The following is a 24,423-nucleotide window of genomic DNA, read 5'->3' as shown; positions in this document are numbered from 1 at the left end:
TTCGCGCGGGTTATAGGCAAAGCCCCAGGGGATGTCACTAGTTGCCAGGGTCGCAGCCCTCATCCCGCCAGTTGCCCCAGCCCCTGCGCCGCGACCAGTCCCAGCGCGATGGCGAAGCCGGTCGCTAGGCTGTCTTCCTTGTAGGCCTTGGGGAAGACCTCGGTCGCCAGCGAGGCTGCGACGACCCCGGCGGCAAAGACGCGGATGATGGCGAGGGGTGTTTCGCTGACCTCGGCAAGGGTCACGTTGCCGATCAACGCGGCCAGCGAGAGCAGCAGGGCGGTGCCGGTCCAGATCGCGAAGACCGCGGCACGGCTGTAGCCGTCCTTGTGCATGCCCTTCGCGCCGCCTGCCGCTTCGGGCAGGTTGGACAGAAAGATCGCGCCGGCCAGCGCCGCCACTTCCAGCGGTGTGGCACCGATCAGGGCGACGCCGAGGGCGAGGTTCTCAGGGATGCCATCCAGCGTGACCGAGAGCAGCAGCCCGCCGCCGGACTCGGCCCCCATCCGGCGCTTGACCAGCCGGTCGAGGAGCACGAAGGCGCCGGCGCCTGCCAGCAGGGACAGGGCCAGCACCGGATAGGGGATATGGGGGGCGGCGCGGTCGACCAGTTCGGACATGATCGACACGATCAGCGCGCCGCCCGCTACTGCGATCAGGAACCCCTCAAGCCGTTCGGGCAGCGGGGCAAACAGGCCCCAGGCGGCCCCGAGCAACAGGGCGGCGGCGACAAGGGCGAGGACGAGCAGGGTCATCAGCATGGAGCCTTAACGCCGCCGGTTCCCCTGAGTTCCGGGCCGGGCTAGAAAGCACTCATGACAGTCACCCGCGAAGCGGATCTCTACCCGCCCCTGAAGGCGCATTTCGAGGCCCGCGGTCTGACCGTGAAGGGCGAGATCGGGGCTGCGGATCTGGTGGCGATGGGGGGCGCGGACCCGGTCATCGTCGAGATGAAGCTGAAGTTCTCGCTGGCGCTCTATCATCAGGGTATCGCGCGGCTGGCGATGAGCCCGCAGGTGTATCTGGCGGTGCTGCGGCCTGAGGGCGCGGCGGCGCGGCGGATGATCAAGGAAAATACGGCGCTGTGCCGCAGGCTGGCGCTGGGGTTGATCACGGTGCGGGGGCGCGACGGGTTTGTCGAGGTGCTGGCCGAGCCGGGGCCCTATGCGCCGCGCGGCTCGAAGGCGAAGCGGGGCAAGCTGGAGGCGGAGTTCGCGCGCCGTCAGGGCGATCCGAACGCGGGCGGGGCGACGCGGCACGGGTTGGTGACGGGGTATCGGCAGGATGCGCTCAGATGTGCTGCGTATCTGGCGGAATACGGGGCGGCCAAGGGGGCGGCGGTGGCGCGCGATACTGGCGTGCCGGTGGCGCGGCGGATCATGGCGGATAATCATTATGGCTGGTTCGAGCGGGTCTCAACCGGCGTCTACGGGCTGACGGAAGCGGGCCGCAAAGGCTTGGCGGACTGGGACGGGGCGCTGCCCGAGTAGGGTGTCCCACGATGGGACATTTTTCAGGACTATACAAATCAACCACTTAGGTGGCGTGATTCAGGAAATCTTAAGACTGTCCCGATGTCGCCCAGTGCTCTTGCGCCACGGTCTCGACCGCGCCGGGACGTGCACTGCGCAACCGGGTGAGCGCTGCGTCGGGGTCTTCGCCCGCCTCGACCATCAGGCGCAGGGCTATCATGCCGGACCGGCCAAGCCCGCCGCGACAGTGCAGCAAGACGCGGCCGCCAGTGTCGAGGATCCGGGCGGCATCGCGGGCAAGCGCCGCCCAGTCGGCCCCCGGCGGCGGCGTGCCGAAATCGCGGATGGGGAAGCCGCGCCAAAGGATGCCTTGGGCGGCCAGCCAGTCGGGGAGGTCGCCTGCGCCCAGATTTTCCAGCTCATCGGCCTCGGTCATCGAGACGACAAGCGCGGGCGCAAATTCGGCGAGGGCCGCGCGCGCGTCGGCTCCGGCGGGAACCGCGCAGAGCGCCAGCGTGCCGTGGCGCAGGGGCAGGGGGGAGATCGTGAAACGCATGGCTTTGGCGTAGCCGCGCGCGTGGTTTCGCGCAAGTGATCCAAGTCATGGCGAAGGCCTGCGCTTTGCGCGATGATAGATCAAATGCAAAGGAGTCGGATCATGGATGACGTCGCAAAGCTGCTACAAAGCACGGTAGACGAGTTGGACAAGCTGCTGAACGCCAAGAATGTACTGGGCACGCCCATCGACCGCGACGGGGCGACGGTGATTCCGATTGTCAGCTATGGCTTCGGCTTTGGGGCGGGCAGTGGCACCGGTCCAGCTGCCGCGCAGGGCAGCGGTATGGGCACGGCGGCAGGGGGTGGGATCCGGCCGGTCGGTGCGATCATCATCGACGACGGCGGCGCGCGGGTCGAGGCGATCCGTGGCGATGCGGCGACGATGGCCGAAGCGATCGGCTCGACCGTCGCCAAAGTGATCAAAGCGCGCGGCGGCAAGGCGGCTGAAAAGGCTGCGGACGCGGAGTAAGCGCTTGGCGGCTGTGGCGTGGGTGCTTTTGGGGCTGGTCGCGGTGCTGGCGGTGATCCTGGTCGCACCGGTTCGGCTGCGGGCCACGGTAACAAGCACCCCGGCGCAGGCTCGCGTGGAGCTGGGACTGTTCTGGGGGCTGGTGCGGTTTGCGCCGCTGGACAGCGCGCTACCGCGTAAACCCCGGCGCGAAGCCCCGAAGGCCAAGGCAAAGTCGGGCGGCTGGCGACCGCCGACACGGTTCCTGCGGCTGTTGCCGGGCGGGGCGCTGGAGGCTTTGGGGAAGATCAGGATCGAGACCTGCCGGGGCGCGCTGTGGTTCGGGCTGGAAGACCCGGCGATGACGGGCGAGCTATACGGTCGGCTGGCCGCGCCCCTGGCCGCGCTGGGGGGCGGGCGATGGCTGCGACTGGTGCCGGTTTTTGACCGCGAGACGCTGGAGGGTGAGGCTGAACTGGCGCTGTCACTGGTGCCCGCGCGGCTGCTGCCCTTGGCGGCGCGGCTGGTCTGGGCGCTTCGATGAGCGAACTCACGCTGGGTAAGGTCATGACGGCAAAAGGTTTTCGGGTCGCCGCCCTTGCACGCAGCGGGGCGGGTGCCCAGATGGTGGACGAGCGGATCGTCGGCTGGGGCCGCAAGGAACCCGTCGCGATCCTGATCGCCGGGCCGGACGGCATCGCGGCTTTTGCGCCTGACGGCGGGTCTCTGAGCCGCGCCGAGGTCGAGGCGCTGGCGCCCGATGTCTGGGGGCAGTTCGCGCAATCGGCCCGCGGGCAGGACGCGTAAAATTTCCCGCCAAGCGGCTGTTGACAGGCTGGGTCAGGTTGCCTATCTCGGGGGTCGTTAGCACTCACCAACGGCGAGTGCTAAGAGAATAGAACCTGGAACCTAGGGAGTGTTCACAGATGGCTTTCAAACCCCTCCACGACCGTGTGCTGGTGCGCCGCGTCCAAGGCGAAGAAAAGACCAAAGGCGGACTGATCATCCCCGATTCGGCGAAAGAAAAACCCGCTGAAGGCGAGATCGTTTCCTGCGGCGAAGGCGCGCGCAAGGATTCGGGCGAGCTGATCGCCATGGCTGTCAAAACCGGCGACCGCGTCCTGTTCGGCAAATGGTCGGGCACCGAAGTGACGGTCGACGGCGAAGAGCTGCTGATCATGAAAGAAAGCGACATCCTGGGCGTTATCGCCTGATCTCGACTTTCCGGTAACGGTGCGCCGATCCGCGCACCCTACACCCACCTTCAGACATTGGAGCACCACACATGGCTGCTAAAGAAGTCAAATTCGGCACCGACGCCCGCGATCGCATGCTCAAGGGCGTGAACATCCTGGCCGACGCCGTGAAAACCACTCTGGGCCCCAAAGGCCGCAACGTGGTCATCGACAAGTCCTTCGGCGCCCCGCGCATCACCAAAGACGGTGTGACGGTCGCCAAAGAGATCGAACTGAGCGACAAGTTCGAGAACATGGGCGCGCAGATGGTGAAGGAAGTCGCTTCCCGCACCAACGACGAAGCCGGTGACGGCACCACCACCGCAACGGTTCTGGCTCAGGCCATCGTGCGCGAAGGCATGAAAGCCGTCGCCGCCGGCATGAACCCGATGGATCTGAAGCGCGGCATCGACATGGCGACCCTGAAAGTCGTCGAGTCGATCAAAGCTGCTGCCCGTCCGGTCGCTGACTCGGATGAAGTGGCGCAGGTCGGCACGATCTCGGCCAACGGCGAAGCCAACATCGGCCGCTTCATCGCTGACGCGATGCAGAAAGTCGGCAACGAGGGTGTGATCACCGTCGAAGAAAACAAAGGCATGGAGACCGAGGTCGAAGTTGTCGAGGGCATGCAGTTCGACCGCGGCTTCCTGTCGCCGTACTTCGTGACCAACCCCGACAAGATGATCGCGGATCTGGAAGATTGCTACATCCTGCTGCACGAGAAAAAACTCTCGTCGCTGCAGCCGATGGTGCCGCTGCTCGAGCAAGTGATCCAGTCGCAAAAGCCGCTCTTGATCATCGCCGAAGACGTCGAGGGCGAAGCCCTGGCGACGCTGGTGGTCAACAAGCTGCGCGGCGGTCTGAAAATCGCTGCGGTCAAAGCCCCGGGCTTTGGCGATCGCCGCAAGGCCATGCTGCAGGACATCGCGATCCTGACCGGTGGTCAGGTCATCTCGGAAGATCTGGGCATGAAGCTGGAAAGCGTCGGCATGGACATGCTGGGCGTGGCCAAGAAGATCACCATCAACAAAGACACCACCACCATCGTTGATGGCGCTGGCGACAAAGCCGAGATCGAAGCCCGGGTCACCCAGATCCGTCAGCAGATCGAAGAGACCTCGTCGGACTACGACAAAGAGAAGCTGCAAGAGCGTCTGGCCAAACTGGCCGGTGGTGTTGCCGTTATCCGCGTCGGCGGCATGACCGAGATCGAAGTCAAAGAGCGCAAGGACCGCGTCGATGACGCGCTCAACGCGACCCGCGCTGCCGTGCAAGAAGGCATCGTTGTCGGTGGTGGCGTGGCGCTGGTTCAGGGTGCGAAAATCCTGGCCGATCTGGTTGGCGCGAACAGCGACCAGCAAGCCGGTATCGCCATCGTGCGCCGCGCTTTGGAAGCCCCGATGCGTCAGATCGCTGAAAACGCCGGCGTTGATGGCGCTGTCGTGGCGGGCAAGATCCGCGAATCGAACGACAAGACCTTTGGCTTCAACGCGCAGACCGAAGAATATGGCGACATGTTCAAGTTCGGCGTCATTGACCCGGCCAAAGTGGTTCGCACCGCGCTGGAAGATGCAGCCTCGATCGCTGGCCTCTTGATCACCACCGAAGCCATGATCGCTGACAAGCCCGAGCCCAAAGGCTCGAACGGCGGCGGCATGCCCGATATGGGTGGCATGGGCGGCATGGGCGGCATGATGTAATCTGCCGTGCAAACGCACAGACGGGAAAGGGCGGCCTTCGGGTCGCCCTTTTTCTATTCCGAAAGGGGATGGCGGGGGGCGCCGGAGGGCCAGGGCCCCCCGACGCCCCCCGCCCGGACCTGCCCGCGTGCCGCGGGCGGCCCGGCTGTTGCGCGCGGTTCAGGCCGGGGTGTTGCGGGAGCGGCGGGTGCGTATTTGGGGCAAGATGAAGGGGCGGGTGCAGCGGGTCAGCCGTGAGGATGCGGCACTGGTGCGTGAGTATTTGGGACAAGGTGAGGGGGCAGGGTCGTGTCGGTCGTCGGAGCCGTGCGGTAGAAGTCCCGCTGACCGAGGGCGTGTGCTTTGGCGGCGGCGGTGGGTGAGGGACGGGTTGAGTGACGCGTCTTTGCGATGACTTTAGCCCGTGCTTAGCGTCGCGCCGCTGCTGATCGTTGCGCTTGGGCGCGGTGCTGCGTGGGGATTTGGCCGAGCGGGGGTGCAATTCTTCCCTGCCGACGGGAATTTAGCATCAGATCAAGGTCGTTCCCGACGCGCTTGCGCGTGTTCGCCGATCTTTGACGGTGTCGGGGCGTGTCGGTCTCGCGATGATCGCGCGCCTATCGGCTGTTTTAGCCGAAAAATGGACGCCTCAGTAATGCGGCGGGCGTTGGTCGGTCAGCGGGATCTGCACGCCATCGGCGGCGTCGCGTTCGGCCTCGCGCTCGGTCAGCATGCGCACGCGGTGGGTCATGCGGTCCAGTTGCAGCCCCTGCGCGCGGACAATATCCGAGAGATCCTCGACCGCGCGGGTCAGATGGGCGATGCGTTCTTCAAGAGCGTCGGTGTTGGTCATGGCGCACAATGCGCAGGGAGCAGCGGCGGCGTCAATCGGGTGTTCGGGCGAGGGGCCTTGGCAGGTGCCCGCCTTCTTGTCGTGCCGCGCCCCTTGGGGTAGACCTCGCGCGAGCAGAACGGGTGATCCATGAGCAAGACCAAGCAACGCCGCCCCCAGGCTGAAACGCCCAAGGGTTTCCGCGATTATTTCGGCGCCGAGGTAACCGCGCGCAAAGAGATGCTGGACCGGATTGCCCGGGTGTATCATCGCTATGGCTTTGACCCCTTGGAGACCAGCGCGGTCGAGACTGTAGAAGCCCTGGGTAAGTTCCTGCCGGATGTGGACCGCCCCAATGAAGGGGTCTTCGCGTGGCAGGAGGATGAAAAGGACTGGGTGGCGCTGCGCTATGATCTGACAGCGCCCTTGGCGCGCGTCGCGGCGCAGTATCGCAACGATCTGCCCAGCCCGTACCGGCGCTATGCGATGGGGCCGGTCTGGCGCAATGAAAAGCCCGGTCCGGGGCGGTTCCGGCAGTTTTATCAATGCGATGCGGATACGGTGGGGGCCTCGACGGTGGCCGCCGATGCCGAGATCTGCGCGATGCTGGCCGATGTGTTCGAGGATCTGGGTTTGGGCGGCGATTTCATCGTGCGCATCAACAACCGCAAGGTTTTGAACGGCGTGATGGAAGCGGCGGGGGTGCTGGACCCGGCCGATCCAGAGAAGTTTGCCGAGGAGCGCGGGATTGTGCTGCGCGCCATCGACAAGCTGGACCGCCTGGGCGAAGCCGGGGTGCGCGCGCTGATCGGCGAAGGCCGCAAGGATGACAGCGGCGATTTCACCAAGGGGGCCGGGCTGCCGGACGCCTCGGCGGATATCGTGCTGGCCTTCACCGCTGCGCGCCGTGACAGCGGGGCCGAGACCTGCGCTGAATTGCGGCGGCTGGTCGGGGACTCGGTGATGGGGGCCGAGGGCGTGGCCGAATTGGAAGAGATGGCTGCGCTGCTGGCCGCGCAGGGGTATGGCGCGGACCGGGTGGTGATTGATCCGTCAGTGGTGCGCGGCCTTGGGTATTATACCGGGCCGGTCTATGAGGCCGAGCTGACCTTCGAGATCCTCGACGAGAAGGGCCGCAAGCGGCAGTTCGGCTCGGTGGCCGGTGGCGGGCGCTATGACGATCTGGTCAAACGCTTCACGGGCCAAGCGGTGCCGGCAACCGGCGTCAGCATCGGTGTCGACCGTCTGCTGGCCGCGCTGACCGCCAAGGGGCGGGTCGTGGCGGATACGGCCGGGCCGGTGGTGGTGACGGTGATGGACCGCACGCGGATGGCCGATTATCAGGCGATGGTGCGCGATCTGCGCCGCGCGGGGATCCGGGCCGAGGTCTATCTGGGCAATCCCAAGAACTTCGGCAACCAGTTGAAATACGCCGATAAACGCAACTCTCCAGTGGCAATCATCCAGGGCTCGGACGAGGCCGCGCGCGGCGTGGTGCAGGTCAAGGATCTGGTGCTGGGTGCCAAGATCGCCGAGAACGCGACGCTGGAGGAATGGAAAGAGCGGCCCGCGCAGGTCGAGGTGCCGCTCGCGGATCTGGTGGCCACCGTCAAGGCCATGCTGGAGGCCTCATGAGCACACCATCCCTTGCCGCCCGCGCCGAGGCGCAGCGTCTGTTCAGCGCGTTCCAGAGCTGGGGCGCGGTGCCGGTCGAGGCGGCGGTGCTGCAACCGGCGGAAACGCTGCTGGACCTGTATGGCGAGGATATTCGCGCGCGCGCCTATGTCACCACGGACCCGGTGCAGGGCGAGATGATGCTGCGCCCGGATTTTACCGTGCCGGTGGTGCAGGCGCATATGGCGCTGGGGGCGGAACCGGCGCGCTATTGCTATAGCGGCGAGGTGTTTCGCAAGCAGGAGGGCGGCAGGAGCCGGGCCTCGGAATACCTGCAGGTCGGCTATGAGGTCTTTGACCGCGAGCAGCCGTTGCGCGCAGATGCCGAGGTTTTCGCGTTGTTTTCCCGCATGTTGGCGGGCAAGGGGCTGCGGGCGGCGACGGGCGACATCGGGGTGCTGATCGCGGCGGTGCGGGGGTTGCCGACGTCGGACACGCGCAAGGCGGCGCTGATGCGCCACCTGTGGCGGCCTACGCGGTTCCGCGCGTTGCTGGAGCGGTTTGCGGACCGCGCGCCGCTGCCCAAGGGACGCACGGCGTTGCTGGAGCGGCTGGCGGCGGGCGATCCGGTCGAGAGCCCGGCACCGCAAATCGGTCTGCGCTCGCGCGCCGAGATCGAAACACGGCTGGCGCGACTGGCCGAGGATGCGGCGACCCCGGCGATTCCGGGCGCGGTGGTCGATGCGCTGGAGGCGCTGGTGGCGGTGGCTGACAAGGCGCCGAAGGCACTGGCGGCGATGCGCGGGCTGGCCGGGCAGATGCCGTGGATCGCCCCGGCGCTGGACCTCTTCGAGCAACGGCTGGTGGTGCTGTCGGCGCATGGTGTCGCGGTCGAGGATCTGGATTTCGAGGCGGCCTATGGCCGCACCACGCTGGAATATTACGACGGCTTCGTCTTTGGCTTCTATGCCGAGGCGCGGCCCGATCTGGCCCCTGTGGCAACCGGCGGGCGGTATGATGCGCTGACAGCGGTGCTGGGGCAGGGGCGCTCGATCCCGGCGGTGGGCGGGGTGATCCGGCCCGCGCTGCTGGTCGAACTGGGAGACCCGGCATGAGCGTGAAGATTGGCGTGCCCTCAAAAGGCCGGTTGATGGAGAAGACCTTCGAGTGGTTCGCCGAACGCGGCATCACCATGAAGCGCACTGGCGCTGAACGCGAATATTCGGGCGCTGTCGAGGGGATCGAGGGTGTCTCGCTGGTGCTGCTTTCGGCCAGCGAGATCCCGCGCGAGCTGGCGGCGGGGCGTATTCATCTGGGCGTCACCGGCACCGATCTGGTGCGCGAAAAGCTGGCGGACTGGCAAGCGGTGGTCGAGGAAATCGCGCCGATGGGGTTTGGCCATGCCGACCTGATCATCGCGGTGCCCGAGTGCTGGGTCGATGTCGAAACGCTGGATGATCTGGATGCGGCGGCCTCGGCGTTCCGTGCCGATCACGGGTTCCGGCTGCGGATCGCGACGAAATATCACCGGCTGGTGCGCGACTATCTGCGCGCGCATGGGGTGGCGGATTATCAGCTGGTCGACAGCCAGGGCGCGACCGAGGGCACCATTCGCAACCTGACGGCCGAGGCGGTGGCGGATATCACTTCGACTGGCGAGACGTTGCGCGCCAACCATCTGAAGATCCTCGATACCGAACCGATCCTGCTGTCACAGGCAACGCTTTTCGCGACGCGCGCTGCGGCGCTGGATGCGGGTGAAACGGCCGCGATGCAGGCCCTGCGGGAGCGTCTGGCATGAGCGAGGTGATCGAGGGACTGGACGCCGTCCGCGCCGTGGTCTGGGATTTCGACGGCGTACTCAACCGCGCCGGGCGACCGGATGCGCAGGGGATTTTCCCGTGGCAGGCGCTGGTCGGGCGCGAGCTGGGCATCGACGCCGTCGCGATGGGCAAGGCGGTGTTCGGGCGTGACAAGGCGGCACTGTTCACCGGCAAGGACGACGTGATGGACCGGCTGGCGGACTGGGCCGAGAGCGCGGGCGTCGACCTGGCCCCCGAGGACGTGCTGGAACTGTGGTTCGAGACCGATCACGACCCGGACCCCGAACTTGAGCGTATCGTCGAGATGCTGGCGCAGGGCGGCATCGTGCAGGCGATCTTTACCAACAACGACTCCCGCCGCGCCCGCTGGATCGCACAGGATGCGGGCTGGGCCGAACGGGTGGACGCGTTCTTTGCGTCGGGCGAGACGGGGCTGATGAAGCCGAACCCGGCAGCGTTCGAGGCGGTGGAGAAGGCGCTGGACATGGCGCCTTTCGAGATCCTGTTCATTGATGACACCGCCGCAAACATCGCCGCCGCGGAAAAGCGCGGCTGGTTGGGGTGGGATTACGAGCCCAACGGCGCGCGCGCACTGGTGGCAGCGATGATGCCCTTGCTCTTGCGTGCGCAGGGCTGAGAGCGGGTAAGGGGGGCTAGCCCCCCTCTTTGGCTAAAGCCAAATTCACCCCCCAGGATATTTTGGGCATAAAGTTGGGGCGGCGTTCAGCCTTTGTTAACGCTGCGGGCCCAGAATAGCCGCACGGTACAGGCAGGGATGCCGATGACCGTGCATGAAGTTGGCGGCGCGTGTCCCTGGGATGCGTGCCGCTTTTTGTTCAACTTTATGCTCTAAATATCCACGGGGATTTTCAAGGGGCGCGTGCGTCCCTTGAAGCGGGTGCGGGTGGCAACCCGCCGCGGCGAGGACCCCTCGATGGGGTCCGAGCCGCGCCTACCTCAAGCCGAACTCCGCCAGCGCTTCGGCAAGCTCGGGCGGCAGTTCATCGTCGCCGGCACGGTATCGCGGCAGGTCGCGCGGGGCGTCTTCGGGCGACAGGTAGCGCCAGCCCTGGAACGGCCGGCGGGGCGCGGGTTGGAGGCGCACCAGCTCGGGGTCAAGCACCAGCGCGCAGCGGCGGATGCCGTCGTCACCGACCACCTCATCCAGCCGGACAATGCGTTGGCGCACGCTCACCTGGCCTTTGATGATCCAGTAGATCGAGCCACCATCGGTGATCTCATCCGCGCGTTTTGGCCACATGCGGGTAACATGGCGCGGCAGCCCGTCGGGCCGCTCGCTGGCGCGCTGGATCTGCCAATCGGCGAGATCCTCAATCGATTCGCAGCCGACGCAGAGTTTGAGGATGTGAACGGTCATGGCCCCATATGTGCCCCGATGCCCCGCAAGTTCAAGGCGCGATCCCGCCGTTCCGTCGCGGTTCAATACGTTGACCCCGGCGTGGCGGCAGACTATCTTCCGTCGCTCTCCATACAGCCAAACTCTTGCCGTCAGGACGCCCGATGAGCCGTTTCTCCGCCCCCATTGCCGAGCAGATCTGGGACATGAAGTACCGGCTCAAAGACGCCGGTGGTGCGCCCCTCGATGCCACGCTGGAAGACAGCTGGCGCCGCGTGGCGCGTGATCTGGCCTCGGTCGAGAGCGATTCGGTGCTGTGGGAGGACCGCTTCTATACCGCGCTTGAAGATTTCCGTTTTCTGCCCGCGGGGCGTATTCTGGCCGGGGCCGGGACGGGCCGCGCTGTTACCCTGTTCAACTGCTTCGTCATGGGCACGATCCCCGACAGCATGGGCGGCATTTTCGAGATGCTGAAAGAGGCCGCGCTGACCATGCAGCAGGGCGGCGGCATCGGCTATGATTTCAGCACCATCCGCCCCAAGGGCGCTGTGGTGCATGGGGTCGCCGCCGATGCGTCAGGGCCGCTCAGCTTCATGGATGTCTGGGACGCGATGTGCCGGACGATCATGTCGGCAGGCAGCCGCCGGGGGGCGATGATGGCGACGATGCGTTGCGATCACCCGGATATCGAGGATTTCATCGCCGCCAAACAGGATTCCGCCCGGCTAAGGATGTTCAACCTGTCGGTGCTGGTGACCGATCCGTTCATGGATGCCGTAAAAGCCGATGGGCCGTGGGATCTGCAGTTCAATGGCCGGGTCTACCGCACCGTGCAGGCGCTGGATCTGTGGAACCGGATCATGCGCGCGACCTATGACTATGCCGAGCCCGGCGTGATCTTCATCGACCGGATCAACACCGCCAACAACCTGCGCTATGTCGAGACGATTGCCGCCACCAACCCCTGCGGCGAGCAGCCCCTGCCGCCTTATGGCGCGTGTCTGCTGGGGTCGATCAATCTGGCCCGGTTGGTCAAGGCGCCCTTCGAGAGCGATGCCGGCATCGATACGGCCGAGCTGGACGCGCTGGTGCGCACGGCTGTGCGGATGATGGATAACGTGGTTGACGCGTCGAAATTCCCGCTGCCGCAGCAGGCGGCTGAGGCTGAGGCCAAACGTCGCATCGGTCTGGGCGTCACCGGTCTGGCCGATGCGCTGCTGATGATGGGGTTGCGCTATGGCTCGGACGACGCTGTCGTCCAGACCGACGCGTGGATGCGGGCGATTGCGCGGGCGGCCTATCTCGCCTCGGTCGATCTGGCGCGCGAGAAGGGGGCCTTCCCGCTGTTTGATGCCGAGAAGTACCTCGCCTCTGGGACCATGCAGGCGATGGATGACGATGTGCGCGAGGCTGTGCGCGCGCATGGTATCCGCAACGCGCTGTTGACCTCGATTGCGCCGACGGGGACGATCAGCCTCTATGCCGGGAATGTCAGCTCGGGGATCGAGCCGGTGTTCGCCTATGCCTATAACCGCAAGGTCTTGCAGAAGGATGGCTCGCGCACCGAGGAAGAGGTGGTCGATTACGCCGTCGCGCTGTGGCGTGAGAAGAACGGCGATGCGCCGCTGCCCGAGTATTTCGTTAGCGCCCAGACACTTGCCCCGATGGAGCATGTGCGCATGCAGGCGGCGGCGCAGAAATGGGTGGATTCGAGTATCTCCAAGACCATCAACTGCCCGGAAGACATTGATTTTCAATCCTTCAAGGACGTCTACATGGCGGCCTGGGACATGGGCTGCAAGGGCTGCACGACCTATCGGCCCAATGCTGTGACCGGCTCGGTGCTGACCGTTTCCGAGACCAGCGAGAAAGCCCCGCAGACCGATACCGGCGCCGAGGTGATCTACCTCTCCGAGCCGCTGGACCGCCCCGAGGCGTTGGAGGGCCACACCTACAAGCTGAAATGGCCGGTGAGCGAGCACGCGATCTATATCACCGTCAATGACATCATCGTCGGCGGGCGCAGGCAGCCGTTCGAGGTGTTCATCAACTCGAAAAACATGGAGCATTACGCCTGGACCGTGGCGCTGACGCGGATGATCAGCGCGGTGTTCCGGCGCGGGGGCGATGTGTCCTTTGTCGTCGAAGAGCTGAAGGCCGTGTTCGATCCGCGCGGCGGGGCGTGGATGCAGGGGAAGTACATCCCCTCGATCCTTGCCGCGATTGGCGGCGTCATCGAGGAACATCTGGTCGCCATCGGCTTTATCGAAGGGCAGGGACTGGGGCTGAAATCCGATCCCAAGGCCGGCCCGGTGACCAGCAACGTCCGCCCCGCCTCGTGCCCGTCCTGTGGCGCGTATGAGCTGGTAATGATCGAAGGCTGCATGACCTGCCGCGCCTGCGGGCATTCGAAATGCGGGTGACGGTGGTGGGGTGGGAAGTAGTTGTGGCGTGCCACGCGACATGACCTAACCGTCTCACAAGGTCATTTTGGCTGAGGTGATAAAGAAACGGCCTCGGGGAGTACCCGAGGCCGTTTGCATGTCCGGTTGTGGAGACGCCTGCCAGTGTTTTTGCTGGGCAGCAGGCCAAATCGACCTCCGTTGCGCATCATGTGATCGTATGAACAAAGGCAGGCGCAGCAAGTGAATGCGGTTCCGCGTGCATCAGGTCTTAGTTTGTCAGGAGCCGGCCAATTGCCCAGTTCATCTTGGCGCTGGTTGCCGCCGGTGCCGGCCCAATGGCGTTATTCGCCGGAAGCGGTGTAGCCGCATTGCAGCTTACCCGAACCAGACATGGATGACCTTGCGCAGCATAACCTCCACTCCTGCCAATCGGTGGCTTCGAAGCAGACCATGGCGCCGGGTTGTTGCGCGAGGGCCGCTAGTCTTTGCGACCTCATCAGCACAGGCGGCTTCCTCCGCTATGACAATCGCGTCCAGACCGGCCACGCCTCAGACGTCATGCTGGCCGGCTAAGCCTGTGGGACAAGCTGTTCACCAAGAACTCGGCGGGCGTTTCTTTGCACTCACACGCTCTGATTGCCTTGCCTTCCAAACCACTGCCGGAAATAGTGCCTTCTGAGAGCGAGTAGGTTTCTGTTATTTGGGAAGGTTCCGCGACAATGGGCGATATTCAGAACTCCTGTATTTCACGGTTCTTGCTCCGGTCAGATTAGGCGTGTGAATACGATCTTTTCAAAAACTGCCAGCAGGAAGCTGTATCGCGAATAGATCACGCTGACAGAGTGCGAGGCGCGGTGAGGGATTTCGAGCGAGTTTTACTATGACCGATTTTTGGGAAAGCCTCCACGATGGCAAAAAAGACCTTCTGCGCCTGCTGACAGGTAATGCAAAGTGGCTGGCTTGGTCTGACAAGGAAGCCGACCCGGATGATGCAAAAAGCAAACGCATCACGGGATGCCGTGAGCAGGTGGAGGACAAGCTGAACGATGCCTTGCACTCGACCAATGTGGTCGTGCTGTTAGGATCTGGCGCTTCTTTCTGCGCTAAGAGCGCAGATGGGTCCAAAGCACCCGGTATGTGGGACCTCTGGTACGCCGTCCGCGATGGATACGGCCATGATGCCTTCGATCAAATCGTCACATATGTGATGGGCGATGTTCCCGACGAGGGCAAAGAAAACATTGAGGGGCTGCTAAGCCTGTGTAAGATGTCAATTGAGCTATTGCGCGTACAGTCGGAGAATGACCAGCTTTTCATAGAGCAGCCCAAGCTCAGAAGCCTAGAAAAGTTCATCAAGGCCGCGGAAAAGACCATCCTTGAGAAGGTGGATTTCGTGAGGCTGGATACGGAGCTGGCCGCCCACGTGGGGTTTATTCGCAAATTCGGACGCCGCTCGCCCGAGAAGCCGCGCGTCAAGCTGTTTACTACCAATTACGACCTCTGCATTGAAACGGCGGCAGCCCGTTTGGGCGTCGTTCTGGTAGACGGATTTTCACACGCTGCTGTACAGCGGTTCAATCGGGATCACTTTCAGCACGACATCGTGCGGCGCTCCACGAAAAGCACAAAGGCTGATTACCTTGATGGGGTCTTTCACTCCTACAAACTACACGGGTCGGTGGACTGGCGCAGACAAGCCGATGGTGTTGTGATCCGCAGTCAGGCAGAAGCCACTGATGAACTGCGCCCGGTCCTGATCTATCCGCGCTCGACCAAATATCAGGAGGCGTTTGAAACGCCCTACCTCGACATGTTCGCGGCCCTGCAAGAGGCACTGCGAGAGCCTGACACGACGCTGATCGTTTCGGGGTTCGGCTTTGCCGACTATCACATCAGCGCTCCGATCTGGTCAGCCATTGAGACAAACTTGTCGTTGCGCGTGATCCTGTGTGACAGGGGCTTTGTTCCCCATCAGCGACTTGACGCAATAGATGCGCATGAAATCGACCTCGAACTTGATACGCAGCGTTCTTATCAAAAGAAGATCATCAAGCTCGTGCAGCAGGGGGACAGCAGGATCACCGTCCTGAATGGGCGTTTCGAGGACCTGGCCCATGCAATCCCCGAGATATCTGGCAAGACAGACCGTCAGCTTTTGCAAGACCGTCTGGCCACGCTCGGGGAGACTAACGCATGACCGAGCCTGCTTCACTGATCGACCCGCTCAAGCGCATCGGAACTGTTACACGCGTCACGGCCAGCGCCGTTGAACTCACGCTTCCCAACGCGTTGGCAGCTTCTGGGCGCAGAGGGCTGGCGAAGGGCGCGGTAGGTAACTTTGTGTTCGTTGATTGCGACCGGGAGACCGTTCTCGGGCGGATTACAGAAGTCGGCATCCCCGAGAAACAAAGACCGAGCCTAGAGCATCAGATCGAGCAGGAAGCACTGGTAGAGCCTAATGGCCGCATCCAATTGCTTGCGACCGTGAGCAAGACAACGCGAAAAGTTTCGCGCGGGATCAGCTCGCAGCCGCGCGTCGGAGACGGGGTATATCTCGCCGATGGAAGCGCCTTGTCGGCTTCGATCCAAGATGCACTGCGAGGTGGGGCAGACGGAAGCACTGAGCCGTTGATGGTCAACTTGGGCAGGCTGGCGGGGCTGGAGGATGCAGAGATCAGCATCCCGCCAGAAAAGCTGTTCGGTCGTCATTGCGGTGTGTTTGGGGCCACCGGGGGCGGCAAAAGCTGGACGGTATCGCGCTTAGTCAACGAGGTCGTTCGGATCGGTGGGAAGTGCATCCTGTTTGATCCGACAGGAGAGTTCACAGGTAAGGTTGCTGGTGCAAAGCAGTTCGCATTTGCCGAGGCCACGCTCCCAGGGCAGCCACTGGTGCGTTTCCCGAGCAAGCTGCTTTCGGAACTTGACCTCCATGCTCTCTTGACGCCAACCGGCCAAAGCCAAGGTCCCATGCTTCGCGGCGCGACCAAAAGCCTGCGCATGTCTAAAGCCTTGCGTGACGCACCTCATCTTTTCACACAGGAAGCCGAGGGTAAGAGAACAAAGGTTCTTATCCGTCAGGGAGAAAACCCATTCGGCTATGTGGTTATCGAAGAGCACGGCTCAATTGAGAAGGCAAACCAAAGTCGGGTTGCCTTCGGAAGGGCAGAGTTGTTGCTCGCAGAGCAGTTGACCGCTGAGCAATGCGATTTCGATTTCCGTGCTCTGTCTCGGCAAGTTCGAAATGAATGCGTTCGCCCAGTTGGCAATGACGCGGCTAGCTTCGGTGGCCTCGATAATGCTGCAATTGGCTACTGCAACACATTGATCATTCGAATTGAGACCTACCTTTCTTCGCCTGAGTTGGCCTGTATCTTCTCAGAAAATGGGTTGGACATCTCAGCCGAGATTGAAAGTTTTTTGGGTGATCCCAGCGCAAATGCCATGGTCCTTTCCTTCGAGAAGGTTAGCTTTAAGCATAATACCCGCGAACTACTCCTGAATACGCTTGGGCGCTACCTGTTAGGACTTGCGCGGCAGGGGCGGTTCCGTGAGTGCCCGTTGGTGTGCTTCTTAGACGAAGCTCACCAGTTCATCGGCAGGTCCGTCGGTGACGAGCAAAACCATGTGTCTCTCGATGCGTTCGGCTTAATCGCCAAGGAAGGTCGCAAATACGGTCTTACGACAGTGATCGCCACGCAACGACCGCGTGACGTGCCTCCGGACGTGCTCAGCCAACTTGGAACCTTGTTCGTCCATCGACTAACTAACGAACGGGATCGGGAAACAATAGAGAAAGCCTGTGGCGATCTCGACAGGAGTGCTGCCGCTTTCATTCCTGCGCTTGCGCAAGGCGAAGCAATTGTCGTTGGGCCAGACCTTCCAGCACCATTGCCTCTCATGATGACAAAGCCTGAAAAGGGGCAGCAGCCTGAGAGCCATGGCCCTCAATATCAACGCTTCTGGGGCGGCGGAGGCACTGTTGTCGAGGGGTAGGTGGGAACTCAGGCATCGCGGTACCTTCGCCCTTAGCTGACGTTCGTAAATGTTGCAGCATGCACCATGGTTCCGAATTTCAGGGTAGAAAGTGACCCGTTGTGCGAACGTTAAAAGCAGGCTTGGGCAGTGGAGGATGTGAATACAGCTTGCGACACAACTCGTTAGGTCGCATTTTCGTAAAAAGTTCGATTTACTAGAAAGTTCAAACTCTGCCGCCGTTTCATATCCCACGTAAGCTCTTGTTAGGTGAAATGCAGGTGCTGGAAACTGACCTGCTTTCAGGTCCCGGCGTAGCAATTGTTCTAGCCGAACCAGGGTCAGGAAAGTCAGCACTTCTGGTAAGTCTTGCAGCACGCTTTGGCACCACTTCGGTCAAGGCCAGCATTTTCGAACGAACGCATGCGCCGTGCATTGTCGTCGATGCATTCGACGAGGTTGCTCGCATTGATCCGACAGGCCTTCATCGCACATTCAAAGAACTGCGTCACACGGGAGCAGAGCACACAATTCTGTCGAGCCGATCTGGGGAGTGGAGCGACGCGGACACTCGCCTGCTGCATGACATCACGGGTATCGAGCCAACCATCGCCAGGTTGGTCCCATTTGATCAAAACGAGCAAGCTCTGCTCTTTCGATACCGACATCCAGATGCCAACTTCGAGGACTTCCTTTCCGATGCCGCCCGCCACGACCTAACTCATCTCCTTGGCAATCCGGAGTTCCTGAACCTGTTCGCGGATGCGTTCGTTCAGGCCGGAGGCCGATTCACGGAGCGACATGAGATTTTCAGCGATGCGGTTCGGTATCTCGCTCGCGAAACGAATAGGTCGGTTTCCACACGAGATGCGCCCACAACTGAGCAACGCATAGCTTGGGCGGACGAGGTCTTTGCTCGACTTCTCTTGTCAGGTTGCGATGGCGTTGCAATGGCCGATTTCGCCGAAGGCCCCACGTTCCCCCGTCTCGCAGACCTTGGCCTGCCCGACCAACGACTACCCTCGATCCTTGATACCCGCCTCTTTCGTCCGGCTGCTGGCGCCGATCGACATGAACCTGTCCATCGCATTGTTGCGGAGCACTGTGCAGCCCGCGCGCTTGTCCAACGGGTTGACGATCCTGCAAACACATTCACCGTAAAACAGTGTCTCAGCCTTGTAGCACCCAACGGTGCTACCCGCGATGACCTTCGTGGTCTCCTTGGCTGGATGGCTGCATTAGGAAGCCAGAATGTCCAGGATGCGGCCATCGACGTTGACCCATATGCCGTCCTCTCAAACGGGGATCCATCGCGTCTCTCGGTTAGGTCCAGACATCGACTTCTTGAAGCCCTCGGCAAACTGGAGGCCGATGATCCCTTCTTCCGCCGCGTAGATCGCTGGCGAAATTTCAGCGCCTCGGGGTTCTTTTCTCCCGACATCGTTGATGCGATCCGCCCGATGATCGTTCGCGAAACCGGAGGTGACTTGCGCGCATTGTTGCTGGAGCTTCTATCGGGCTCGCCTGCGGTCACCGCGCTTCGTCCAGAACTGAAAGCGATCATTCTGGACGACACCGCCACGCCGCGGTGCAGGCACGCAGCGTTCGATTGCCTCGCAAGGGAAGAGCTCGACCTGGCACCGATGATCGATCCACTTATCGCGTCTGGCACAAACGAGGCCCTGCGTCTTGCTGCAGAGATCGTTACCCACGTGGGTGTGAGACGCCAACCTCGCGAAAGGCTTCGCGACCTGCTTCTGTCCTGCGCCAACTTGTACCCGACTGATCCAAAAGAGCGCGACCGCGTGATCGGATCACGATACTTCATAAGAATTCTGGTGCGGGATTTCGATGCTGATCTGTGTGGCTGGCTGCTTGATGAGATTACACGAGGCTTGACGTGTACTTGCGGTGCGCGTCCATGGGATTGTCACTGCCGAGATGGCATCAGCAAGATTGCTGGGCATCTCCTAGACCGATATTTTGACATCGCCGAGGCGCCGCGGGATCCTGCAAGGATCTGGAGTTGTTTGAAACCGCTTCACTTCCATCGCTCGGTCGGTGCCAAGGATAGCCCAGCAGTCCGCGTCCTGCACGAGGAACACCACCTGCGTCGTGAAATTCAGCGGTTAATGTTCGACGGGCTAACCACGCGGGAGGCCATGATCGACCAAAGAACCGACCGCTATGGTCACGCCGGCCTCTCCTTCCTGCGCGACGATATTCGGCCCGCGATGGATTATGCGTTCGCCACGGATAACTTCGAGCTTTGGGATTTCTTTTCGCCATCGCACCATTTCTACGCCGGACCGAGCGAACGAGGTCCGAACGATCTGCGGCGGTATGCGCGATGGCAAGCGCAACAGAAGCCCGCATTCCTCGAAAGGTGGGCACTTCGGCAGCGCAGGCAGTTCGATTACTGGCAGCGGAACCGCGATCGACGCTCTCGCTTCCAAGCCCGTCGGCGCCGTCGAGATCGTGCGGCTGAAGGCGCCGCGGTCTTATCACTGAACCGAGACCGCAGCATTATCGAGGCTGGCCGTCACAAGGGTTGGCTGACGCACATCGCGCAGTACTACCTCATTCAGCCCGACGAAATGCAGGAACTTACGCACGGATTGATCGACGTGGACGCGGCCCTGCGGAACTATCTCCGCGTCGTCGTCGATGACATCCCGAACTTGGAACAGTGTGCATTGGGCACCGCCCGCGCAAGCGTTGCCAGGCTCCATGCCGCCTGCGTCGCCGAGTTCAGGGCCACCGGAGACCTGTCGCATATTGATCGGCGCATCCTCGCTGCGGTTCGCACAGATATCGGCGGATACAATGGGGTTAGTGAGGATGAACGCGTACAATTCGAGGAAGCGGTCGACGCATTGCTTTTTCGCAACGACACCGACGCCGACGCATTCATAACAGGGTACGTTGAAGCTCAGCTCGCCTCTGGCAGCGAAGCGGCAGACGTAAGTTGGTTGGAACGAAAGCCAACGTTCCATTTCCTACGGCCTACGCGTCCTTTGGAATGGCTGCGCAAGTTTCCGGCCATCGCGCACCATCCCTTGAACCGGCTCTTCGACATGGCTGTTCGCTACGGGGATCGCGCAGACCTGCTTTCGTTGATCAGGGAGCGCTGTGCAGACCTTGATTCCGGCATGCTGCCCCACCGGCTCGAGGCGCAACGGCGCTTTTGGTTCCTTCGCCACTTCTGGTTCTTGGATGAGGATCAGCCGGCGGTCTGGTCGGTTCTGGATCGTGATCCGGATTTCATCTTCGAACTTGAACACATTCGAAGTGACCAGAGAGGGGAGGATGCGACGTGGCCCGACCTGAGTGCCGCGAAAATCGCGCGCATCTTAGACACGTTCATTGACCGCTGGCCGCCTGTCCCACTCCCTTCAAGCTGGGGAACGGGGAGCCCGAAGCCTGAAGTCGCCTATCGCTATCTTTGTGACATCGTCTACACGATTGGACGGGATACGACGGACGCTGTCTTGCCGGTTCTGGATGGCCTTCTCGCCGATCGTCGAATGGCACCGTTTCACATAAATCTGCGAAGCATCCGGGCGACGAGCAGGCGCACAAGATCCCTACGCGACTTTACCCCACCGAGTGCCGCAGCCGTCAGAGCGGCACTTGATCAGGCACGGCCAGCCAGCGTTGAACACATGCGCGGCATCGTTGTCGAGTACCTTGGACGATTGCAGGACGATATTCAGGGCGGCGACCTCGGAGTGATCGACCAGTTTTACGAGAAAGGACAGCGGCTTGGCGAGAACGCCGCGACCCGGCGCATCGTAAACTGGCTGAGACCTCGCCTTGAGCCCCTGGGGTTCGTGGATGTGATCGAACACCAGCTAGCTGATGGCAACCGATGCGACATTACAGCATCCATCCAGACGTCTGCAGGGCGCAAGATGCTGGTTGTTGAAGTTAAAGGTCAATGGAACGCTGAGCTTTTCACGGCGGCCCACATGCAGCTTTCAGATCGCTACGCAGTACACCCAACTGCAGAAGATCAGGGCGTCTATCTAGTTCTCTGGTTTGGGACGAACGAAAAGATTGCAGGCCTGAAGAACCACGATAACTTGCAGGTCTCTGATCTGAAAAAGAAACTTGAAGAAGGCTTGTCCGCCGAACTCGTGGGCAAGATCGATGTTGTGGTTCTTGACCTCGCAAGGCGCTGAGCCCCGAGTTCACTGGTACCGCGATTGCGCGCCTTTGAAGAAAAGACCGGTAGCACAGTGCCAATTCGACCGGCCGTTCAGGTCCATCTGGAGCGATGGGTGCTGCCTGCCGCTGTACCATTGTGCCGCCTACCGGGCACAGCATTCTCAACTAAGCTCGTTCCCGTGTTCCACATCATGCCAGTGCTTGTTCACGGGCAGCGTTGCGGCCCGACCTATGATGTCGGAAACCTGCACGGGACGGAAGTCCCACTGGTCGACGCCGACGTTCAGGCTGTTACGTGAGCCAGGCCACTGGTCGTGAACGTGGCCGAAGAGCTGTAAGGCACCCCGTCGAGCGCCGTTCCAAGTGATCATCGGATAGTGGCAAAGAATGAGGCTTTGATCGCCGTCATTGATCTCGGCCATGTACTCGGTGCTTTCCCAGGGTAGCGAAATCACTGCTTCATCATCGTGGTTGCCGATGATCAGGTGCTTGCGCCCGGGGAGGCTGTGAAACCAGCTCTCGAACTGCGCCGTATCCTCGGCCCGTCCGAACGCGAAATCCCCCAGAATCCACAGATCATCGTCATGATGGACGCAGGCCTGGAAGTTTGCGATCAACGTGGCGTTCATCTGGACTGTCGAGGCAAACGGGCGCTTACAGAAGTCGATGATGCGATGATGGCCGAAGTGCAAGTCGGCCGAATACCAGTTGGCCAAGTGCATGCCCTCCGCTTTCGTCAGAATCCGTCCCAGACATTGGCATGTGACTGCACAAAAGCCGAGGACCTCTTTCGGTATGGTGTGGGTTTCCCGACGTCTTCGGAAACCTTTGTTCCGCCGCCAATGTCTAATGTGAAATTGCCATCTGACATTCCAAGGGAAAGGTAAGTTAAGTGTCAGAACTAATTGAGACTTCTCCGGGGTAAGACTCCAGATTCCCCTTGCAAGCTGCTCTGGGGGCTTTCTAGAATCGGTTCGGTTCGAGAAAACAAACCCGGCTTGATTAGAAACGTTCGTTCCCGCTGAAGGCTGTAAGATATGGACGCAGACAAAATGCGCCAGCAGATCGTGAAACTGCATCTCGGGATGTCCGGGACGACGATCACGGAGCTTGCTGAGAGTATCGGATACAGTCGACCTGCGGTGTCGAACGTGTTGGCGGGTAGGAAAAGATCTCCGCGGATCGAAGCGGCAATCGGGTAGCGTCCGAGGACGTGGTGTAATTTCATCGGCGCTGCCGGTGTAGGGCGAGGTGGCCATCGAGGTGTATGATCGAGGTGGAGTTTCGACGCTTCAACCGCGAACCACACGGAGACCCCGATGACCAAGACCACAATGGACCTGTCCGAGCTTCTGGCAAAGCACGATCAGGGGGATTTATTGCGCAGCATCGCCGAGGCTGTCCTTCAGCTGATCATGGAGGCCGATGTCGATGGCCTGATCGGTGCCGGGCGACACGAACGGGCCGAGGGGCGCACGACGTGGCGCAATGGCCACCGAGATCGGTCCTTCGACACCCGGCTCGGCACGCTGAACCTGAAGGTGCCGAAGCTGCGGCAGGGCAGCTACTTTCCTGGCTTCCTCGAGGCCCGCAAGACCTCCGAGCAGGCCTTGGTGGCCGTGATACAGGAGGCGTGGATCAGCGGCGTCTCGACACGCAAGGTCGACGATCTGGTGCAGGCCATGGGGCTGAGTGGCATTTCGAAGAGCACCGTCTCCAAGCTGTGCAAAGACATTGATGAGCGTGTCGGTGAGTTCCTGAACCGACCCCTGACCGGGGACTGGCCCTACGTCTGGCTCGACGCCACCTACCTCAAGCAGCGCCAGGGCGGGCGCATCGTTAGCGTCGCGGCGATAATCGCCGTCGCCGCCAACACCGAAGGCCGCAGGGAGATCATCGGCCTGGGGATTGGCCCATCCGAGGCAGAGACGTTCTGGACGAATTTCCTGCGCTCTCTGAAGGCCCGTGGCCTCGATGGGGTGAAGCTGGTGGTCAGCGATGCCCACACCGGCCTCAAGGCCGCCATCACCCGCGTCTTTGAAGCGACCTGGCAACGTTGCCGCGTTCACTGGATGCGCAATGCACTGGCTCACGTCTCGAAGGGCCAGCACACGGTCGTGGCCGCCGCGATCCGCCAGGCCTTCGAACAACCTGACCGCACCCATGCCGCGGAAACATGGCATCGCGTGGCGGATCAAGTTCGACCCCGCTGGCCCAAGCTCGCCGATCTGATGGACGCCAGCGAGCATGACGTGCTGGCCTACATGGCCTTTCCGCGCCAGCACCGCACGAAGCTTCACAGTACGAACCCGATCGAGCGCCTGAACAAAGAAGTAAAACGCCGCGCTGATGTCGTCGGGATCTTCCCGAACGAGGCCTCGATCCTGCGTCTGATCGGCGCCGTGCTGTTCGAACAGAATGACGAATGGCAGACCTCCAGCCGCTACATGATGGTCGAGGCATTCGCCCAGATCGACAAGGAGGAGATCGACCCGCTTCTCAGCATCACCACAAGAGCCGCCTGATCATGACCTCAGGCCATCTCGCAATTTACACCACCTTGACGGACGTGACCATAGTTTGCCCATTTGGTGCGGTTTGGTGTCCAGTATCACCGCATAGATTGCCCACGGGCCGATGTCGGGCGCTGTGGATGTCAGTAGAAAAGCAACGGGCCTACCTGCAGAGGGTAGGCCCGTTTTCCTTTTATCTGGCTGATTTTGAGAGATAAAATTTCTAATCCCGGTGTGTCAGCAAGGTATGGGCCTCGACGCCGAGCCCTTAGGTTCCAGACTCATTGATTTTCAAAGCCAGAAGAGAACGGTCGCAGCGAGGGCGATGGCCGAGAGGAACACCTT

Annotated in this window: 21 protein-coding genes; 16 read left to right on the top strand and 5 right to left on the bottom strand. The window is 61.9% G+C overall.

What is annotated here, in order from left to right; genetic code table 11:
- Positions 1–59: 59 nt before the first annotated feature.
- Positions 60–755 carry a ZIP family metal transporter gene (locus EAE28_RS14175; RefSeq protein ID WP_220443936.1) on the bottom strand — a complete coding sequence of 232 codons (696 nt, stop codon included), beginning with the start codon at positions 753–755 and terminating at the stop codon, positions 60–62.
- A gap of 60 nt (positions 756–815) precedes the next feature.
- Here EAE28_RS14175 and EAE28_RS14170 point away from each other — a divergent pair, with 60 nt between their 5' ends.
- Entirely contained in the window at positions 816–1,490 is a 675-nt protein-coding gene (locus EAE28_RS14170) for a DUF2161 domain-containing phosphodiesterase (RefSeq protein ID WP_127107375.1), read from the top strand.
- Between the two features lie 70 nt (positions 1,491–1,560).
- Here the strand turns inward: EAE28_RS14170 and EAE28_RS14165 are convergent, their stop codons facing one another.
- Complete coding sequence (locus tag EAE28_RS14165) at positions 1,561–2,028, bottom strand: phosphatase domain-containing protein (protein WP_127107373.1); 468 nt, start codon at positions 2,026–2,028, stop codon at positions 1,561–1,563.
- Positions 2,029–2,130: 102 nt separating this feature from the next.
- Between EAE28_RS14165 and EAE28_RS14160 the strand changes: the two genes are divergently transcribed.
- The 5 genes from EAE28_RS14160 to groL all read left to right on the top strand — a co-directional run bounded on the left by EAE28_RS14160 (position 2,131) and on the right by groL (position 5,413).
- Positions 2,131–2,499: a GerW family sporulation protein gene (locus EAE28_RS14160; protein WP_164736638.1), complete on the top strand. Its 369-nt coding sequence runs from the start codon at positions 2,131–2,133 to the stop codon at positions 2,497–2,499.
- A 13-nt stretch (positions 2,500–2,512) separates the two neighbouring features.
- Positions 2,513–3,022, top strand: a complete 510-nt coding sequence (locus EAE28_RS14155; protein ID WP_246022367.1) for a DUF2953 domain-containing protein — start codon at positions 2,513–2,515, stop codon at positions 3,020–3,022.
- Entirely contained in the window at positions 3,019–3,285 is a 267-nt protein-coding gene (locus EAE28_RS14150) for a hypothetical protein (RefSeq protein ID WP_127107367.1), read from the top strand. The genes EAE28_RS14155 and EAE28_RS14150 overlap by 4 nt, the downstream gene beginning before the upstream one ends.
- Positions 3,286–3,404: 119 nt before the next feature.
- On the top strand, positions 3,405–3,692 hold the full coding sequence (locus tag EAE28_RS14145) for a co-chaperone GroES (protein WP_127107365.1): 288 nt from the start codon (positions 3,405–3,407) through the stop codon (positions 3,690–3,692).
- A 71-nt stretch (positions 3,693–3,763) separates the two neighbouring features.
- A complete protein-coding gene (groL, locus tag EAE28_RS14140; protein ID WP_127107363.1) occupies positions 3,764–5,413 on the top strand; it encodes a chaperonin GroEL in 1,650 nt (549 codons plus the stop codon).
- Between the two features lie 628 nt (positions 5,414–6,041).
- On the opposite strand, the gene EAE28_RS14130 is transcribed toward groL, so the two are convergent.
- Positions 6,042–6,245, bottom strand: a complete 204-nt coding sequence (locus EAE28_RS14130; RefSeq protein WP_127107361.1) for a SlyX family protein — start codon at positions 6,243–6,245, stop codon at positions 6,042–6,044.
- Positions 6,246–6,374: 129 nt separating this feature from the next.
- Between EAE28_RS14130 and hisS the strand changes: the two genes are divergently transcribed.
- From hisS to EAE28_RS14110, 4 genes are read left to right on the top strand one after another with little or no spacing between them, the layout of a single operon-like run.
- A complete protein-coding gene (gene hisS / locus EAE28_RS14125; RefSeq protein WP_127107359.1) occupies positions 6,375–7,859 on the top strand; it encodes a histidine--tRNA ligase in 1,485 nt (494 codons plus the stop codon).
- Entirely contained in the window at positions 7,856–8,953 is a 1,098-nt protein-coding gene (locus EAE28_RS14120; RefSeq protein ID WP_127107357.1) for an ATP phosphoribosyltransferase regulatory subunit, read from the top strand. The genes hisS and EAE28_RS14120 overlap by 4 nt, the downstream gene beginning before the upstream one ends.
- Entirely contained in the window at positions 8,950–9,639 is a 690-nt protein-coding gene (hisG, locus tag EAE28_RS14115) for an ATP phosphoribosyltransferase (RefSeq protein ID WP_127107356.1), read from the top strand. The genes EAE28_RS14120 and hisG overlap by 4 nt, the downstream gene beginning before the upstream one ends.
- Positions 9,636–10,298, top strand: a complete 663-nt coding sequence (locus EAE28_RS14110) for an HAD family hydrolase (RefSeq protein WP_127107354.1) — start codon at positions 9,636–9,638, stop codon at positions 10,296–10,298. The genes hisG and EAE28_RS14110 overlap by 4 nt, the downstream gene beginning before the upstream one ends.
- Positions 10,299–10,613: 315 nt before the next feature.
- On the opposite strand, the gene EAE28_RS14105 is transcribed toward EAE28_RS14110, so the two are convergent.
- Positions 10,614–11,039 (bottom strand): DUF1489 family protein, encoded by a 426-nt coding sequence (locus EAE28_RS14105; RefSeq protein ID WP_127107352.1) that lies wholly within the window; start codon positions 11,037–11,039, stop codon positions 10,614–10,616.
- A 143-nt stretch (positions 11,040–11,182) separates the two neighbouring features.
- Between EAE28_RS14105 and EAE28_RS14100 the strand changes: the two genes are divergently transcribed.
- The 4 genes from EAE28_RS14100 (at position 11,183) to EAE28_RS14085 (ending at position 21,579) form a co-directional block, all read left to right on the top strand.
- Positions 11,183–13,441 carry an adenosylcobalamin-dependent ribonucleoside-diphosphate reductase gene (locus EAE28_RS14100; protein ID WP_127107350.1) on the top strand — a complete coding sequence of 753 codons (2,259 nt, stop codon included), beginning with the start codon at positions 11,183–11,185 and terminating at the stop codon, positions 13,439–13,441.
- 862 nt (positions 13,442–14,303) lie between these two features.
- Entirely contained in the window at positions 14,304–15,620 is a 1,317-nt protein-coding gene (locus EAE28_RS14095; protein WP_127107348.1) for an SIR2 family protein, read from the top strand.
- Positions 15,617–17,416: an ATP-binding protein gene (locus EAE28_RS14090; protein WP_127107346.1), complete on the top strand. Its 1,800-nt coding sequence runs from the start codon at positions 15,617–15,619 to the stop codon at positions 17,414–17,416. Before EAE28_RS14095 ends, EAE28_RS14090 begins: the two co-directional genes overlap by 4 nt.
- 260 nt (positions 17,417–17,676) lie before the next feature.
- Positions 17,677–21,579, top strand: a complete 3,903-nt coding sequence (locus EAE28_RS14085) for an NACHT domain-containing protein (protein WP_127107344.1) — start codon at positions 17,677–17,679, stop codon at positions 21,577–21,579.
- A 147-nt stretch (positions 21,580–21,726) separates the two neighbouring features.
- On the opposite strand, the gene EAE28_RS14080 is transcribed toward EAE28_RS14085, so the two are convergent.
- Positions 21,727–22,281, bottom strand: a complete 555-nt coding sequence (locus tag EAE28_RS14080; RefSeq protein ID WP_127107342.1) for a metallophosphoesterase — start codon at positions 22,279–22,281, stop codon at positions 21,727–21,729.
- A 321-nt stretch (positions 22,282–22,602) separates the two neighbouring features.
- Here EAE28_RS14080 and EAE28_RS24440 point away from each other — a divergent pair, with 321 nt between their 5' ends.
- Both EAE28_RS24440 and EAE28_RS14070 read left to right on the top strand, forming a co-directional pair.
- Positions 22,603–22,767 carry a helix-turn-helix domain-containing protein gene (locus EAE28_RS24440; RefSeq protein WP_127107340.1) on the top strand — a complete coding sequence of 55 codons (165 nt, stop codon included), beginning with the start codon at positions 22,603–22,605 and terminating at the stop codon, positions 22,765–22,767.
- Positions 22,768–22,884: 117 nt separating this feature from the next.
- Entirely contained in the window at positions 22,885–24,090 is a 1,206-nt protein-coding gene (locus EAE28_RS14070; RefSeq protein WP_127107338.1) for an IS256 family transposase, read from the top strand.
- The last annotated feature ends 333 nt before the right edge of the window (positions 24,091–24,423 follow it).

Source organism: Pararhodobacter zhoushanensis (assembly GCF_003990445.1).
GTDB classification, from domain to species: Bacteria; Pseudomonadota; Alphaproteobacteria; order Rhodobacterales; family Rhodobacteraceae; genus Pararhodobacter; species Pararhodobacter zhoushanensis.
Note: the sequence above shows the minus strand (reverse complement) of the source record. Positions and strands in the feature narration are given on the sequence as shown.

Excerpts from the sequence above, each read along its gene's own strand:
- EAE28_RS14110 (WP_127107354.1), top strand. The coding sequence starts at position 9,636 with ATGAGCGAGGTGATCGAGGGACTGGACGCCGTCCGCGCCGTGGTCTGG.
- EAE28_RS14145 (WP_127107365.1), top strand. The coding sequence starts at position 3,405 with ATGGCTTTCAAACCCCTCCACGACCGTGTGCTGGTGCGCCGCGTCCAA.
- EAE28_RS14070 (WP_127107338.1), top strand. The coding sequence starts at position 22,885 with ATGACCAAGACCACAATGGACCTGTCCGAGCTTCTGGCAAAGCACGAT.
- EAE28_RS14120 (WP_127107357.1), top strand. The coding sequence starts at position 7,856 with ATGAGCACACCATCCCTTGCCGCCCGCGCCGAGGCGCAGCGTCTGTTC.
- EAE28_RS14175 (WP_220443936.1), bottom strand. The coding sequence starts at position 755 with ATGACCCTGCTCGTCCTCGCCCTTGTCGCCGCCGCCCTGTTGCTCGGG.
- EAE28_RS14090 (WP_127107346.1), top strand. The coding sequence starts at position 15,617 with ATGACCGAGCCTGCTTCACTGATCGACCCGCTCAAGCGCATCGGAACT.
- EAE28_RS14160 (WP_164736638.1), top strand. The coding sequence starts at position 2,131 with ATGGATGACGTCGCAAAGCTGCTACAAAGCACGGTAGACGAGTTGGAC.
- EAE28_RS14130 (WP_127107361.1), bottom strand. The coding sequence starts at position 6,245 with ATGACCAACACCGACGCTCTTGAAGAACGCATCGCCCATCTGACCCGC.
- EAE28_RS24440 (WP_127107340.1), top strand. The coding sequence starts at position 22,603 with ATGGACGCAGACAAAATGCGCCAGCAGATCGTGAAACTGCATCTCGGG.
- EAE28_RS14170 (WP_127107375.1), top strand. The coding sequence starts at position 816 with ATGACAGTCACCCGCGAAGCGGATCTCTACCCGCCCCTGAAGGCGCAT.
- EAE28_RS14100 (WP_127107350.1), top strand. The coding sequence starts at position 11,183 with ATGAGCCGTTTCTCCGCCCCCATTGCCGAGCAGATCTGGGACATGAAG.
- EAE28_RS14150 (WP_127107367.1), top strand. The coding sequence starts at position 3,019 with ATGAGCGAACTCACGCTGGGTAAGGTCATGACGGCAAAAGGTTTTCGG.
- hisS (WP_127107359.1), top strand. The coding sequence starts at position 6,375 with ATGAGCAAGACCAAGCAACGCCGCCCCCAGGCTGAAACGCCCAAGGGT.
- groL (WP_127107363.1), top strand. The coding sequence starts at position 3,764 with ATGGCTGCTAAAGAAGTCAAATTCGGCACCGACGCCCGCGATCGCATG.
- EAE28_RS14095 (WP_127107348.1), top strand. The coding sequence starts at position 14,304 with ATGACCGATTTTTGGGAAAGCCTCCACGATGGCAAAAAAGACCTTCTG.
- hisG (WP_127107356.1), top strand. The coding sequence starts at position 8,950 with ATGAGCGTGAAGATTGGCGTGCCCTCAAAAGGCCGGTTGATGGAGAAG.
- EAE28_RS14165 (WP_127107373.1), bottom strand. The coding sequence starts at position 2,028 with ATGCGTTTCACGATCTCCCCCCTGCCCCTGCGCCACGGCACGCTGGCG.
- EAE28_RS14105 (WP_127107352.1), bottom strand. The coding sequence starts at position 11,039 with ATGACCGTTCACATCCTCAAACTCTGCGTCGGCTGCGAATCGATTGAG.